Below are 13,908 nucleotides of genomic sequence, written 5' to 3'. Positions count from 1 at the left end.
TGAGGCGCTTGGGAAGCACGCGACGCACGGTACGGCCCGTTCGAGCCGGCGGCAGGCGTACGGGGCGGGTGGCGCTCGCGGGGGCGGTCTGCGCGGCGGCGCTGGCCGCGCTGACGGCCGTACCCGCCCAGGCGCACCAGCGGCCGCAGTGGGACGTGAAGGACACCGGGGTCTCCGACGTCCGGTTCCGCGGGCTGGCCGCCGTCAGCCGGCACACCGCCTGGGTGGCCGGCACCGGGGGCACGGTCCTGCGCACCACCGACGGCGGCGACACCTGGCGCGACGTCTCCCCGCCCGGCGCCGGCGAACTGGAGTTCAGGGACATCGAGGCCTTCGACGCCCGCCGGGCCGTCGCCCTGTCCATCGGCGAGGGCGAGGCGTCCCGGGTGTACCGCACCGACGACGGCGGGGCGACCTGGACCGAGTCCTTCCGCAACACCGACGCGCGGGCCTTCTACGACTGCCTCACCTTCTTCGACCGCCGGCACGGCCTCGCCATGAGCGACCCGGTGGACGGGAAGTTCCGCATCCTGTCGACGAGTGACGGCGGCCGCTCGTGGAAGGTGCTGCCCGACGCCGGGATGCCGGCCGCTCAGCCGGGGGAGGCCGGGTTCGCGGCCAGCGGCCAGTGCCTGGTCTCGGCCGGGCCGAGGGACGTGTGGCTCGCCACCGGCGGGGCCGCCCACGCGCGCGTGCTGCACTCCGCCGACCGCGGGCTCACCTGGACGGCCGCCGACGCCCCGATCCCGGCCGGCGACCCCGCCCGCGGCGTCTTCGCCCTCGCCTTCCGCGACCGCGCCCACGGCCTCGCCGTCGGCGGCGACTACCGCCCCGAGCAGGCCTCCCCGCGGGCCGCCGCCCGGACCGCCGACGCCGGCCGCACCTGGCGCCCCGCCGACCGGCCGCCGCCGGCCTACCGCTCCGGCGTCGCCTGGCTCCCGCACAGCCGCACCGCCGCCCTCACCGTGGGCCCCGCCGGCACCGACCTCACCACGGACGGCGGCCGCACCTGGCGCACCGTCGACACCGGGTCCTACGACACCGTGGACTGCACCCCGGACCTGGGCTGTTGGGCCGCGGGCGAGCAGGGCCGGGTCGCCCGGCTGGAGCGCTGACGCCGGGCGGGGCGGGGTGTTTGTCCGTAACGTGGGTAACCGTTCGCTGTACGTGAGCCGTACGCGAGAGGAAGTGAGCGGACATGCCGAGCGGTTCCAGCTCCAAACGGGAGCGGCAGTACGAGCACATCAAGAAGAGCGCGAAGGACCGCGGCGAGAGCACCGGCCGCGCCAAGGAGATCGCGGCGCGCACGGTGAACAAGGAGCGCGCGCAGTCCGGCGAGTCGAAGACCGCCAGCCGCACGTCCACGCAGGACAAGTCGCCGAGCAAGCGTGGCGGCCAGCGGTCCGGGAACCGGCAGGGGCCTCAGGGACCCACCTACGACCAGCTGTACCAGGAGGCCAAGCGCCGTGACGTCCACGGCCGTTCCAGCATGAACAAGGGCGAGCTGCGCCAGGCGCTCGGCAAGTGAGCCGGGGCTACCGGGCGAGCGTTTCCCGGTAGCGTTCCAGCGCGGGCGCCGTCTTCGTGGCGACGAACTCGGTGACGCGGTACGCGCACACGCCGGCCCTGACGAACGGGTCGCCCGCGGTGATCTCCTCGATCCGCGCACGGTCCCCCGCGACGGCGAGGATCACCCCGCCGTCGCGGGGCTCCTTGCGCCCGGACGCCAGGAACACGCCTTCCTCGTACAGTCCGTCGAGCCAGGCCACGTGCTCCTCCAGCACGGCGTCGACGGCTTCGAGCGGGGCGGTGTAGGACAGCTCCAGTACGAACATGATCGTGAGCCTACTCGGGGCTGCCGTAGGCTTGCGGCCACCATGACGACCGCGACCGTGCAGATCCCCGCCGACTGGCCGGCGACCGAGGAACGGGCCCGCGCAGTCCAGGACGAACTGCGCGCCCGCGTGGTGCTCGACGAGCCCGGACCGCCGCCCGGCACCGGCCGGGTGACCGGCGTGGACGTCGCTTACGACGACGAACGCGACGTCGTCGCGGCGGCCGCCGTCGTGCTGGACGCCGCGACCCTCGCCGTCGTCGCCGAGGCCACGGCCGTCGGGCGGATCTCCTTCCCCTACGTGCCCGGTCTGCTCGCCTTCCGGGAGATCCCGACCGTGCTCGCCGCCCTGGAGGCGCTGCCCTGCCCGCCCGGCCTGGTGGTGTGCGACGGGTACGGCCTGGCCCACCCGCGCCGCTTCGGCCTCGCGAGCCACCTGGGCGTCCTCACCGGCCTGCCCACGATCGGCGTGGCCAAGAACCCGTTCACCTTCACGTACGACGACCCGGACGCCCCGCGCGGCAGTACCTCCCCGCTGCTCGCCGGCACCGAGGAGGTCGGGCGTGCGGTGCGGACCCGCGACGCCGTGAAGCCGGTGTTCGTCTCCGTCGGGCACCGGGTGAGCCTCGGCAACGCCTGCGCCCACACGCTGGCCCTGACGCCCGCCTACCGGCTGCCGGAGACCACCCGCAGGGCCGACGCGCTGTGCCGCGCGGCCCTGCGGACGGCCGCCTATCCGGCCTGACCCTCGATGCTCCAGCGGCCCACCTCCCGGTAGGCCGAGTCGTAGACCGCGGAGCCGTCTCCGGGCCTCATGCCGTAGTGCTTCAGGTTGCCGCCCCAGTACCGCAGGATCCGCTGCAGTTCACCCGCGGGGTCCTCGGCGAGCGCGCCGTCGTCCATGGTGACTTCGAGAAGGAACTTCATGCCTTCAAGGGTTTCATTGAAGTCCTATTTGGCACTTCGCCGCACACTGGGCCTGCTCGCGTGGAGGGGAGTGCACGAGAAGTCTCAAATCGTGCGGTTCGGGGGCTCAGCCGGGTCTGAGTACCCGTACGGATGTGCCGCATCCCGCCGCACCGGCAGGGTGGGCGGCATGACGACACACCGTGCACCCAAGAACTCGGGCGATCCCGGCCGGCCCGTCGAGCGGGCCGTGGTCGCGGGCCTCGTGCTGGCGGTGGGTGCGGGGCTGGCCTGGATGGGCGGGATGATCTGCACGATCGCCGCGTGGGCCGGGTAGACACGGCCTGTGGACCCGGCCTCCGACCGCCTCGCGGGGTCCTTCAGCGGCTCGCGGCCACCCGGAACCCGATGCCCGCCGCCCGCAGCCGCTCGGTCAGCGCCTCGCCCATCGCCACGGCCGTCGTGACCTGCCCGGCCGTCACCGGCAGGGTGTCGAGGGCCAGGCACAGCGCCGCCTCGGCGAACATCTTGGCCGTCTCGTCGTACCCGGGATCGCCGCCGGACACCTCGGTGAACACCTTCCGGCCGCCGCCCTCGCCCACGAAGCGGACCGAGAACCAGCTCCGCGCCCGCCGTTCGGCGCTCGGTCCCTCGCCCGGCGCGAGCCGGCCGGACAGCCGGCGCCGTACCGGCGGCACCTGGGCCGCCGCCACCAGCGCGGCCACCGCCGCCACCCCGCCCACCGCGACGGGCAGCCGCCGCACGGCCGCGTAGTGGCGGTAGCGGAAGTCCGGTCCGTAGCGGTCCAGGGCCTTCGCGGACCGGCGCACGATCTGCGCGTCCACGGTCGGCAGCGGCAGCGCCCACGCGCCGACCTCCCCGGCGAACCGCGGCGCCCCCGTCGGCGTCGCCACGCGGCGGCCCACCAGCCGCGGCTCGTGCCGCCGGCGTTCCAGCGCGGCGGCCCGCAGTTGGCGCCCCCGCGCGAACTGGCCCAGCGCGGAGGCGAGCGTTCCGCCCGAGAAGGCGGCGCCGACGCGCACGAAACCGTCCACGGTCAGCGGCACTCCCTCCGGCAGCTGCCCCACGGTGAAGTGCACGCCGAGGTCGTGCGGGACGGAGTCGAAGCCGCAGGCGTGCACCAGCCGGGCGCCGGTCTCCCGTGCGCGGGCGTCGTGGCGCACGTACGTCAGGTCCACGAACTCGGGCTCCCCGGTGAGGTCGAGGTAGTCCGTCCCGGCGTCCGCGCAGGCGGCGACCAGAGCGTCGCCGTGGCGGACGTAGGGGCCGACGGTCGTGGCGACCACGCGCGCCTGCGCGGCGAGTTCGCGCAGCGAGTCCGGATCGGCCACGTCCGCGAGCAGTACGCCGACGTCCGCCGCGGCCGGCAACCGGTCGCGCAGGCGGCGCAGCTTGTCCTCGCCGCGGCCGGCGATCGCCCAGCGCAGCCCCTCGGGCGCGTGCGCGGCGAGGTACTCCGCCGTCAGTTCGCCGACGAAACCCGTGGCCCCGAACAGCACGATGTCGTACGGCCGGTCGGCCGCCTTCAGCCTGCTCATGACATCCCTCCGTCACCCGTCGGCAACCCCTGGGCCCGCAGCACGCGCCGTTGCCGGTGGCTGAGGCTAGCGTGAGGAGCGCGCGGCCCGGCGAGGCGCCTCGACCACAATTGGCTAAGCGCTTGCTCGCCCGGGTCTTGTGTCCAGTGGAACACGTTCTTAGCATCACTGGTGTTACATCGGTTGTGTCACAGAGCTGGGGGCTGCATGCCGCAAGCGAAGACCCCGACGCGGACGCCGGGCGCCGACGGCCCGCTCACCGGCGTGCGCGTGGTGGAACTGGCCGGCATCGGTCCCGGACCCTTCGCCGCCATGCTCCTGGGCGACCTGGGCGCCGACGTCGTGCGCGTCGACCGTCCCGGCGGTCCCGGACTCGGGATCGATCCCGCCCACGACGTCACCAACCGCAACAAGCGCTCCGTCGTCGTCGACCTCAAGGCGCCGGACGGCCCCGCCCGCGTCCTCGACCTCGCCGAACGCGCCGACGTCCTGATCGAGGGCTACCGCCCCGGCGTCGCCGAACGGCTCGGCGTGGGCCCGGGGGACTGCCACGCCCGCAACCCCCGCCTCGTCTACGGCCGCATGACCGGCTGGGGCCAGGAAGGCCCGCTCGCCCAGCGCGCCGGGCACGACATCGGGTACATCGCCCTCACCGGCGCCCTCGGCATGATCGGCGCCCCCGACGCACCGCCGCCCGCCCCCGCCAACCTCCTCGGCGACTACGCCGGCGGCTCCCTCTACCTGGTCGTCGGCGTCCTCGCCGCCCTGCACCACGCGCGCGCGAGCGGCACCGGCCAGGTCGTGGACGCCGCGATCGTCGACGGCACCGCCCACCTCTCCTCGATGATCCACGGCATGCTCGCGGCGGGCGGCTGGCAGGACCGGCGCGGCGCCAACCTCCTCGACGGCGGCTGCCCCTTCTACGGCACCTACGAGACCGCCGACGGCCGCCACATGGCGGTCGGCGCGCTCGAGCCGCAGTTCTACGCCGAGTTCATGCGGCTGCTCGGCATCCCCGGCCTCGCACCGGCCCGCGACGACGTGTCCCGCTGGCCCGAGCTGCGCGAGGCCGTCGCAGCCCGGTTCAAGTCCCGTACCCGGGACGAGTGGACGGCCGTCTTCGCCGGCTCCGACGCCTGCACGGCGCCCGTCCTGTCGCTGCGCGAGGCCCCGCACCATCCGCACCTCGCCGCCCGCTCCACCTTCACCGACCACGGCGGCATCACCCAGCCGGCCCCCGCGCCCCGCTTCTCCGCGACCCCCACCGCCGTACGCACCGGGCCGGCCCTGCCCGGCGCCGGCGCCGAGTCCGTGGCCCGCGACTGGGACCTGCCCCGCGAGCAGGACCCGCCCCGGGCGTCCCTCCCGAACCCCGCAGTGCACAACCCTCAGTGAAAGGCCTGCCAGTGAGCACCGAAGCGTACGTGTACGACGCGATCCGCACCCCGCGCGGACGCGGCAAGGCGAACGGCGCCCTGCACGGCACCAAGCCCGTCGACCTGGTCGTCGGCCTCATCCACGAGATCCGCGCCCGCTTCCCGGACCTGGACCCGGCCGCCGTCGACGACATCGTGCTCGGCGTCGTCGGCCCGGTCGGCGACCAGGGCTCCGACATCGCGCGCATCGCGGCCATCGCCGCCGGGCTGCCGGACACCGTGGCCGGCGTCCAGGAGAACCGCTTCTGCGCCTCGGGCCTGGAGGCCGTCAACCTGGCCGCCGCGAAGGTCCGCTCCGGCTGGGAGGACCTGGTGCTCGCGGGCGGCGTCGAGTCCATGTCCCGCGTCCCGATGGCCTCCGACGGCGGCGCCTGGTTCAACGACCCGATGACCAACCTCGCCACCAACTTCGTCCCGCAGGGCATCGGCGCCGACCTGATCGCCACCATCGAGGGCTTCTCGCGCCGCGACGTCGACGAGTACGCGGCCCTGTCCCAGGAGCGCGCGGCCACCGCCTGGAAGGAGGGCCGTTTCGAGCGCTCCGTCGTGCCGGTGAGGGACCGCGCCGGTCTCACCGTCCTCGACCGCGACGAGCACCCGCGTCCCGGCACCACCGCGGACTCGCTGGGGAAGCTCAAGCCGTCCTTCGCCGACATCGGCGAGCTGGGCGGGTTCGACGCCGTCGCGCTGCAGAAGTACCACTGGGTCGAGAAGATCGACCACGTCCACCACGCGGGCAACTCCTCCGGCATCGTCGACGGCGCCTCCCTGGTCGCCATCGGTTCGAAGGAGGTCGGTGACCGCTACGGTCTGCGGCCGCGCGCCCGGATCGTCTCCGCCGCCGTCTCCGGCTCCGAGCCCACCATCATGCTCACCGGCCCGGCCCCGGCCACCCGCAAGGCCCTCGCCAAGGCCGGTCTGACCATCGACGACATCGACCTGGTCGAGATCAACGAGGCGTTCGCCGCGGTCGTCCTGCGTTTCGTCAAGGACATGGGCCTGTCCCTGGACAAGGTGAACGTCAACGGCGGCGCCATCGCTCTCGGCCACCCCCTCGGCGCCACCGGCGCGATGATCCTCGGCACCCTCGTCGACGAACTCGAGCGCCAGGACAAGCGCTACGGCCTGGCCACCCTGTGCGTGGGCGGCGGCATGGGCATCGCCACCGTCGTCGAGCGCATCTGACCCCCCTCCCGACGGATACGACGGCCACGACGGCTGCCTCGGCCACGACGGCTGCGACGGCCACGACGGACCACCTGGAGCACACCTCATGAGCACCGAGCCCACCACCATCCGCTGGGAGCAGGACGACACCGGCGTCGTCACCCTCGTCCTCGACGACCCCGACCAGTCCGCGAACACCATGAACCAGGCGTTCCGCGACTCCCTGGCCGCGGTCACCGACCGCCTGGAGGCCGAGAAGGACGCCATCCGCGGCATCATCGTCACCTCCGCCAAGAAGACCTTCTTCGCCGGCGGCGACCTGCGCGACCTCATCCGCGTCACCCCCGAGACCGCCCAGGACCTCTTCGACGGCGGCATGGCCATCAAGCGGAACCTGCGCCGCATCGAGACCCTCGGCAAGCCCGTCGTCGCCGCCCTGAACGGCGCAGCCCTCGGCGGCGGCTACGAGATCGCGCTGGCCTGCCACCACCGCGTCGCCCTGGACGCCCCCGGCTCCAAGATCGGCTGCCCCGAGGTCACCCTCGGCCTGCTCCCCGGGGGCGGCGGCGTCGTGCGCACCGTCCGGATGCTCGGCATCACCGACGCGCTGCTGAAGGTCCTCCTCCAGGGCACCCAGTACAACCCCCGCCGCGCCCAGGAGAACGGCCTGGTCGACGAGGTCGCCGACAGCCCCGAGGACATGCTCGCCAGGGCCCGCGCCTTCATCGACGCCCACCCGGAGTCCGCCCAGCCCTGGGACCGGCCCGGCTACCGCATCCCGGGCGGCACCCCGTCCCACCCGAAGTTCGCGGCCAACCTGCCCGCCTTCCCGGCCAACCTGCGCAAGCAGACCAACGGCGCTCCCTATCCGGCCCCGCGCAACATCATGGCCGCCGCCGTCGAGGGCTCCCAGGTCGACTTCGAGACGGCCCAGGTCATCGAGGCCCGCTACTTCGTCGAACTGGCCGCCGGGCAGACCTCGAAGAACATGATCCAGGCGTTCTTCTTCGACCTCCAGGCCGTCAACTCCGGCGCCAACCGGCCCAAGGGCGTCGAGCCCCGCAAGGTCACCAAGGTCGCGGTGCTGGGCGCGGGGATGATGGGCGCGGGCATCGCCTACTCGTGCGCCCGCGCGGGCATCGACGTCGTGCTGAAGGACGTCTCGCTGGAGTCGGCGCTCAAGGGCAAGGCGTACTCGGAGAAGCTGTGCGCCAAGGCCGTGTCGAGGGGCCGTACGAGTCAGGAGCAGGCCGACGCGCTGCTCGCCCGGATCACGCCGACCGCCGAGGTCGCCGACCTGGCGGGGTGCGACGCGGTGATCGAGGCGGTCTTCGAGGACACCTCGCTCAAGCACAAGGTGTTCCAGGAGATCGAGCACGTCGTCGCCCCGGACGCGCTGCTGTGCTCCAACACCTCGACCCTGCCGATCACGGCGCTGGCCGAGGGCGTCGAGCGGCAGGGCGACTTCATCGGGCTGCACTTCTTCTCCCCCGTGGACAAGATGCCGCTCGTGGAGATCATCAAGGGCGAGCGGACCGGGGAGGAGGCGCTGGCGCGGGCCTTCGACCTGGTCCGGCAGATCAAGAAGACGCCGATCGTGGTCAACGACTCGCGCGGGTTCTTCACCTCCCGGGTCATCGGCCACTTCATCAACGAGGGCGTCGCCATGGTGGGGGAGGGCATCGAGCCGGCGTCCGTGGAGCAGGCGGCGGCCCAGGCGGGCTACCCGGCCAAGGTGCTCTCCCTCATGGACGAGCTGACCCTCACCCTCCCGCGGAAGATCCGGGCCGAGACCAGGCGCGCCGTGGAGGAGGCGGGCGGCACCTGGACCGCGCACCCCGCCGACGCCGTCATCGACCGCATGGTCGACGAGTTCCAGCGCCCCGGGCGCAGCGGCGGCGCCGGGTTCTACGAGTACGGCGAGGACGGGAAGCGGGCAGGACTCTGGCCGGGCCTGCGCGAGCACTTCACCGAGCCCGGACGCGAGATCCCGTTCCGGGACATGCAGGAGCGCATGCTCTTCTCGGAGGCGCTCGACACCGTCAAGCTCCTCGAGGAAGGCGTCCTGACCTCCGTCGCCGACGCCAACATCGGCTCGATCTTCGGCATCGGCTTCCCCGGCTGGACCGGCGGAGTCCTCCAGTACATCAACGGCTACGAAGGGGGCCTGCCCGGCTTCGTGGCCCGCGCCCGCGAGCTGGCAGACCGCTACGGCGAGCGGTTCACGCCGCCCGCGCTGCTGGTGGAGAAGGCCGAGAAGGGGGAGATCTTCACCGACGGACGCTGAGGCGGTGCCCGCGGCGGGGACCGGGGCCGCGCCTCAGTCCTCGCCGCACGCGCCGCCCTCGTCGAGCCACTCCCGCAGCTCCTCGCGCAGCGACCGCTGGAACGTGGTCAGCAGCGCCTGCACCACCAGCGGGTGCATGTGCGCCGACAGGGACCGCACGTCCGGCGCGTCCCGCTCGGCGACCGCGTCGCGCAGCAGCCGCGACAGGTCGCGCGCGGCGGCACGGGAGTGCTCCAGGAGCGCCGTGCGGGCGGCGAGGACCGTCTCGGGGGAGAAGGGCACGTCGAGCAGTTCGACGCCGAGCCGCAGCAGCCCGGCGTCCACCCGGTAGGCGCTCCCGTCCTCCCCGTCGCCGCCCTCCGTTCCGGCGTCGCGGACGACGACGTCCATCGCCGCCAGGCGGTCCACCTCCTCGTCGGTCAGCGGGCGGCCCGCCCGCCGGCCCAGTTCCTCGCGGGTGACCCGCTCCACCGTCTCCGGCGCCCAGGAGGCCACCACCGCGCGGTGCAGCGCCAAATCGTGGGGGCTCAGGTCGTCCGGCAGCCGCTTCAGGTACCGCTCGATGGCCGCCAGCGTCATGCCCTGGTGCTGCAGCTCCTCGATCAGCGCCAGCCGGGCCACGTGCTCCCGGCCGTAGTGCCCCACGCGGCGCGGGCCGAGCACCGGTGGCGGCAGCAGTCCTCTGGTGCCGTAGAAGCGGACCGTGCGCACCGTGACGCCGGCCCGCGCGGCCAGCTCGTCGATCGTGAGGGTCGGCTCCCCGGTGTCGGTCGTCGTCATGTGCAGCAGTATCGCTGTCTCACCAATACTGTGAAACCTCTCCCGCACCGGTCGCAGGCCTTTTGCCCACCTGGTGCAGACCGTCGGCGGATCTTGTGAGAAGTCACGCTGTGTGACATGAACCACCGCATGCCCACGCTGTGTCGTGGGAAGGTGCCGTCTTGGTCTGTGCCGCGTCATTGGGTGGTGCGGGCCCGAGACACACGTACGGACGACTCGGGCGCACCCCGCCCGAGCGCACCAGAGAGTGGAACCACCCGTGAGCAAGGACGCCGTCGACACGGCACAGGCCGCCACCCACCCCCAGGCGGCCGACACCATCCCCGCGGACGCGGGCGACGCCGGATACAGCAAGGGCCTCAAGGCCCGCCACGTCAACATGATCGCCATCGGCGGCGCGATCGGCACCGGGCTCTTCCTCGGCGCCGGCGGCCGCCTGCGCGACGCGGGCCCGGCGCTCGCCATCGCCTACCTCGTCGCCGGCGTCTTCGCCTTCTTCGTCGTCAAGGCCCTCGGTGAGCTGGTGCTCTACCGGCCCTCCTCCGGGTCCTTCGTGTCGTACGCGCGCGAATTCCTCGGCGAGAAGGGCGCCTACGTCGCCGGCTGGATGTACTTCCTGAACTGGTCGACCACCGGCATCGCCGACATCACCGCCATCGCGCTCTACACGCACTACTGGAGCATGTTCACGAGCATCCCCCAATGGGTGCTCGCCCTGATCGCCCTGGCGGTGGTCCTGGCCGTGAACCTCATCTCGGTGAAGATCTTCGGCGAGATGGAGTTCTGGTTCGCGATCGTCAAGGTCGCCACCCTCGTCGCCTTCATGCTGATCGGCATCTTCCTGCTGGCCACCCAGCACGAGGTGAGCGGGCAGACCCCGGGCATCGGCATGATCACCGATCACGGCGGCGTCCTCCCGCACGGTGTGATGCCCGTGGTCCTCGTGATGCAGGGCGTGATCTTCTCCTACGCGGCCCTGGAGCTGGTCGGCGTCGCCGCCGGCGAGACCGCCGAGCCGCACAAGATCGTGCCCCGCGCGGTGAACTCGATCATGTGGCGGGTCGCCCTGTTCTACGTCGGCTCCGTCGTCCTCCTGGCGCTGCTGCTGCCGAGCTCGCTGTACTCGGGCGACGAGAGCCCCTTCGTCACGGTGCTGTCGGGCATCGGGGTACCGGCCGCCGGTGACGTGATGAACCTCGTCGTGCTCACCGCCGCGATGTCGTCCCTGAACTCCGGCCTGTACTCCACCGGCCGCATCCTGCGCTCCATGGCGATGGCGGGCTCCGCGCCCAAGTTCACCGGTGTGATGAGCCGCAGCCAGGTTCCCTACGGCGGCATCCTGCTGACCTGCGCCGTCTGCGTCCTCGGCGTCGGGCTGAACTACCTGGTGCCGAACAAGGCCTTCGAGATCGTCCTGAACGTCGCCTCCCTGGGCATCATCAGCACCTGGGTGATCATCATGATCTGCCACCTGGTCTTCGTGCGCCGGGCGCGCGCGGGCCTGGTCGAGCGGCCGCACTTCCGGCTGCCGGGCAGCCCCGTCACGGAGATCGTCACGATCGCCTTCCTGCTGGCCGTGATCGGCCTGATGTGGAACGACGAGGAGGTCGGCCGCAAGACCGTGCTGCTGGTGCCCGTCATCGCGGTGATGCTGGTGGCCGGCTGGTTCGGCGTCCGGCGCCGGGTGGCACGCAACGCCGGGCAGGAGCTGTCGGCACTGCGGAAGTAGCGCCCCGGCGTCACTGTCAGTGGTGGCCCGTACGGTGGCGTCATGTCGGAGATCAGGTATGTCCGGGGTGACGCCACCGCGCCGTCGGTCAAGGGCGTCAAGGTGATCGCCCACGTCTGCAACGACCTGGGCGGCTGGGGCAAGGGCTTCGTCCTGGCCGTCTCCCGCCGCTGGCCCGAGCCGGAGGCGGCCTACCGCGCCTGGCACCGCGGCCGCGCGTCCAACGACTTCGCACTGGGCGCCGTCCAGTTCGTCCGGGTCGAGCCGTACGTGTGGGTGGCCAACATGATCGGCCAGCGCGGCACGAGGCACGGCAGCAAGGGCGCGCCCGTGCGCTACGAGGCCATCGGCACGGCCCTCGGCCGCATCGCCGGCAAGGCGGCCGAGCTGGACGCGTCCGTGCACATGCCCCGCATAGGCTGCGGCCTGGCCGGGGGCAAGTGGTCCCGCGTCGAGCCGCTCATATCCGACCGCCTCGTCCGGCGCGGCATCCCCGTGACCGTCTACGACCACGGGGACACCGCCTAGGACCGGCAGGCGCTCACGTACTCACGCGCTCACACGGCTCAGTGCCCGTGCACGCCGTTCGTCGCGGCGATCTTCCGCCACGAACGGGGCTGCGCGGGCGTCTCGGCGCCCCTGGACGGCTCGGACGTCTTCGCGAGCGACTCGGAAGGCGCCGCCGGCGCGTCCGGCTTCGACGGCTGGAACAGCCACGTGTCGAACAGCGTGGCCAGCGGTTCGCCCGACACCTCCTCGGCGTACCTCTGGAAGTCGGCGACGGACGCGTTGCCGTAGGCGTGCTTCGTGGGCCACCCCTTCAGGATCGCGAAGAAGTCCTCGTCCCCGACCCGGTTCCGCAGCGCCTGGAGGGCCAGCGCGCCCCGGTCGTAGACGGCGGCGTCGAACTGGTTCTCCGGGCCGGGGTCACCGGGCCGCACCGTCCAGAAGGCGTCGTCGGCCGGGTGCGAGGCGTAGGTGTAGTCGGCCAGTTCCTGCGCCGTGCCCTCGCCCTCGTGCTCGGACCACAGCCACTGGGCGTACCGGGCGAAGCCCTCGTTGATCCAGATGTCCTTCCAGCCGTGCACGGAGACCAGGTCGCCGTACCACTGGTGGGCCAGTTCGTGCACGACCACGGACACGTTCGACCCGTTGGCGAACTGCCGCGGGCTGTAGAACGGCCGGGTCTGCGTCTCCAGGGCGTACCCGGTGGTGGTGTTCGGCACGTAGCCGCCGAGGGCGTTGAAGGGATACGGACCGAAGTACCCGCTCAGCCAGTCGGCGACCTCGCCGGTCCGCTCCACGCTGGCCCGGGCCGCGCCGTCGTTCGCGCCCAGGTCCCGGCTGTAGGCGTTGACGACCGGGACGCCGCTCTCGGTGGTGCCCGTGGTGAGGTCGAACTTCCCGACCGCCAGGGTGGCGAGATACGTGGCCTGCGGTTTGTCCGAGCGCCAGTTCCAGCGCGTCCAGCCGAGCCGCGAACTCGTCGACTGGAGCGTGCCGTTGGAGATGGCCTGGGTGCCGTCCGGCACCTGCACCGACACGTCGTAGGTGGCCTTGTCCAGCGGGTGGTCGTTGCTGGGGAACCACCACCAGGCGGCCTCGGGCTCGTTCGCGCCGACGCCTCCGTCCGGGGTGCGGTGCCAGCTGGTGAAGCCGTACGCCTGCTTCGAGGACGGCACTCCGCTGTAGCGGACGACCACGGTGAGGGGCGCGCCCTTGTCCAGGGGCTTCTTCGGGGTGATCTCCAGCTCGTGCTCGCCCGAGGTCGTGAACGACGCCTTCGCGCCGTTCACCCGCACCTCGCCGACGTCCAGCAGGAAGTCGAGGTTGAACCGGGACAGGTCCGCGGTGGTGCGGGCCAGGATCGTCGCCGTCCCCTCCAGCCGGTCGGTGGCCGGCTGGTACTTCAGGCGCAGGTCGTAGTGCGAGACGTCGTATCCGCCGTTGCCGTAGGCCGGGTAGTAGGGGTCGCCGATGCCCGGAGCGCCGGGGGAGTGGGCCGCCGCCGACGCCGGGATCGCCAGCATGAGGGAGGCGGCGCCCAGTGCGCCCGGCACGATGATTCTGCGGTGCACGAAAGCTCCAAGTGGTAGGGCCGCGAAGTCTGTTCGGAGCCTATTCAGCCCCCGTGTGCGCTGTCGTGTCCACGGCCACCTTGGTCACACGATCGTCATCCGGCCGACATGAGCCACCCCCGGCGCCGAGCG

14 protein-coding genes are annotated in these 13,908 nt (G+C 72.6%); 9 read left to right on the top strand and 5 right to left on the bottom strand.

What is annotated here, in order from left to right; genetic code table 11:
- Positions 1–68: 68 nt before the first annotated feature.
- Both NI25_RS04830 and NI25_RS04825 read left to right on the top strand, forming a co-directional pair.
- Positions 69–1,115: a WD40/YVTN/BNR-like repeat-containing protein gene (locus NI25_RS04830; RefSeq protein ID WP_061441250.1), complete on the top strand. Its 1,047-nt coding sequence runs from the start codon at positions 69–71 to the stop codon at positions 1,113–1,115.
- Positions 1,116–1,198: 83 nt separating this feature from the next.
- Positions 1,199–1,528 (top strand): hypothetical protein, encoded by a 330-nt coding sequence (locus tag NI25_RS04825; protein WP_052842262.1) that lies wholly within the window; start codon positions 1,199–1,201, stop codon positions 1,526–1,528.
- 7 nt (positions 1,529–1,535) lie between these two features.
- Here the strand turns inward: NI25_RS04825 and NI25_RS04820 are convergent, their stop codons facing one another.
- Positions 1,536–1,835: a YciI family protein gene (locus NI25_RS04820; protein ID WP_061441249.1), complete on the bottom strand. Its 300-nt coding sequence runs from the start codon at positions 1,833–1,835 to the stop codon at positions 1,536–1,538.
- A gap of 42 nt (positions 1,836–1,877) precedes the next feature.
- On the opposite strand from NI25_RS04820, the gene NI25_RS04815 reads away from it, so the two are divergent.
- Positions 1,878–2,579 (top strand): endonuclease V, encoded by a 702-nt coding sequence (locus NI25_RS04815; protein ID WP_061441248.1) that lies wholly within the window; start codon positions 1,878–1,880, stop codon positions 2,577–2,579.
- On the opposite strand, the gene NI25_RS04810 is transcribed toward NI25_RS04815, so the two are convergent.
- Complete coding sequence (locus NI25_RS04810) at positions 2,567–2,761, bottom strand: hypothetical protein (RefSeq protein ID WP_061441247.1); 195 nt, start codon at positions 2,759–2,761, stop codon at positions 2,567–2,569. The genes NI25_RS04815 and NI25_RS04810 overlap by 13 nt on opposite strands.
- A 169-nt stretch (positions 2,762–2,930) precedes the next feature.
- Here NI25_RS04810 and mmpA point away from each other — a divergent pair, with 169 nt between their 5' ends.
- The gene (mmpA, locus tag NI25_RS38285; protein ID WP_061446747.1) at positions 2,931–3,077 is read left to right on the top strand and encodes a morphogenic membrane protein MmpA; all 147 of its coding nucleotides are present in this window, start codon (positions 2,931–2,933) and stop codon (positions 3,075–3,077) included.
- 43 nt (positions 3,078–3,120) lie between these two features.
- On the opposite strand, the gene NI25_RS04800 is transcribed toward mmpA, so the two are convergent.
- Positions 3,121–4,299, bottom strand: coding sequence for a saccharopine dehydrogenase family protein (locus NI25_RS04800; protein ID WP_061441246.1), 1,179 nt, complete (start codon positions 4,297–4,299; stop codon positions 3,121–3,123).
- Positions 4,300–4,506: 207 nt separating this feature from the next.
- On the opposite strand from NI25_RS04800, the gene NI25_RS04795 reads away from it, so the two are divergent.
- The 3 genes from NI25_RS04795 (at position 4,507) to NI25_RS04785 (ending at position 9,189) form a co-directional block, all read left to right on the top strand.
- On the top strand, positions 4,507–5,694 hold the full coding sequence (locus tag NI25_RS04795; RefSeq protein ID WP_061441245.1) for a CaiB/BaiF CoA transferase family protein: 1,188 nt from the start codon (positions 4,507–4,509) through the stop codon (positions 5,692–5,694).
- Between the two features lie 11 nt (positions 5,695–5,705).
- Complete coding sequence (locus tag NI25_RS04790) at positions 5,706–6,920, top strand: acetyl-CoA C-acetyltransferase (RefSeq protein WP_061441244.1); 1,215 nt, start codon at positions 5,706–5,708, stop codon at positions 6,918–6,920.
- Between the two features lie 88 nt (positions 6,921–7,008).
- Positions 7,009–9,189: a 3-hydroxyacyl-CoA dehydrogenase NAD-binding domain-containing protein gene (locus NI25_RS04785; protein ID WP_061441243.1), complete on the top strand. Its 2,181-nt coding sequence runs from the start codon at positions 7,009–7,011 to the stop codon at positions 9,187–9,189.
- Between the two features lie 33 nt (positions 9,190–9,222).
- Here NI25_RS04785 and NI25_RS04780 read toward each other — a convergent pair whose 3' ends face one another.
- Positions 9,223–9,969, bottom strand: coding sequence for a MerR family transcriptional regulator (locus NI25_RS04780; RefSeq protein ID WP_061441242.1), 747 nt, complete (start codon positions 9,967–9,969; stop codon positions 9,223–9,225).
- Between the two features lie 259 nt (positions 9,970–10,228).
- Here NI25_RS04780 and NI25_RS04775 point away from each other — a divergent pair, with 259 nt between their 5' ends.
- Complete coding sequence (locus NI25_RS04775; RefSeq protein WP_061441241.1) at positions 10,229–11,698, top strand: amino acid permease; 1,470 nt, start codon at positions 10,229–10,231, stop codon at positions 11,696–11,698.
- A 42-nt stretch (positions 11,699–11,740) separates the two neighbouring features.
- Positions 11,741–12,226 carry a macro domain-containing protein gene (locus NI25_RS04770; RefSeq protein WP_061441240.1) on the top strand — a complete coding sequence of 162 codons (486 nt, stop codon included), beginning with the start codon at positions 11,741–11,743 and terminating at the stop codon, positions 12,224–12,226.
- 38 nt (positions 12,227–12,264) lie between these two features.
- Here NI25_RS04770 and NI25_RS04765 read toward each other — a convergent pair whose 3' ends face one another.
- Positions 12,265–13,776 carry a M1 family metallopeptidase gene (locus NI25_RS04765; protein ID WP_061441239.1) on the bottom strand — a complete coding sequence of 504 codons (1,512 nt, stop codon included), beginning with the start codon at positions 13,774–13,776 and terminating at the stop codon, positions 12,265–12,267.
- Positions 13,777–13,908: the final 132 nt, after the last annotated feature.

This window comes from Streptomyces sp. CCM_MD2014 (genome assembly GCF_000772045.1).
Classification (GTDB): Bacteria; Actinomycetota; Actinomycetes; order Streptomycetales; family Streptomycetaceae; genus Streptomyces; species Streptomyces salinarius.
The sequence above is the reverse complement of the archived record's forward strand: the minus strand, read 5'-3'. Positions and strand labels throughout refer to the sequence as shown.

Excerpts from the sequence above, each read along its gene's own strand:
- NI25_RS04820 (WP_061441249.1), bottom strand. The coding sequence starts at position 1,835 with ATGTTCGTACTGGAGCTGTCCTACACCGCCCCGCTCGAAGCCGTCGAC.
- NI25_RS04825 (WP_052842262.1), top strand. The coding sequence starts at position 1,199 with ATGCCGAGCGGTTCCAGCTCCAAACGGGAGCGGCAGTACGAGCACATC.
- NI25_RS04795 (WP_061441245.1), top strand. The coding sequence starts at position 4,507 with ATGCCGCAAGCGAAGACCCCGACGCGGACGCCGGGCGCCGACGGCCCG.
- NI25_RS04810 (WP_061441247.1), bottom strand. The coding sequence starts at position 2,761 with ATGAAGTTCCTTCTCGAAGTCACCATGGACGACGGCGCGCTCGCCGAG.
- NI25_RS04815 (WP_061441248.1), top strand. The coding sequence starts at position 1,878 with ATGACGACCGCGACCGTGCAGATCCCCGCCGACTGGCCGGCGACCGAG.
- mmpA (WP_061446747.1), top strand. The coding sequence starts at position 2,931 with ATGACGACACACCGTGCACCCAAGAACTCGGGCGATCCCGGCCGGCCC.
- NI25_RS04780 (WP_061441242.1), bottom strand. The coding sequence starts at position 9,969 with ATGACGACGACCGACACCGGGGAGCCGACCCTCACGATCGACGAGCTG.
- NI25_RS04770 (WP_061441240.1), top strand. The coding sequence starts at position 11,741 with ATGTCGGAGATCAGGTATGTCCGGGGTGACGCCACCGCGCCGTCGGTC.
- NI25_RS04800 (WP_061441246.1), bottom strand. The coding sequence starts at position 4,299 with ATGAGCAGGCTGAAGGCGGCCGACCGGCCGTACGACATCGTGCTGTTC.
- NI25_RS04785 (WP_061441243.1), top strand. The coding sequence starts at position 7,009 with ATGAGCACCGAGCCCACCACCATCCGCTGGGAGCAGGACGACACCGGC.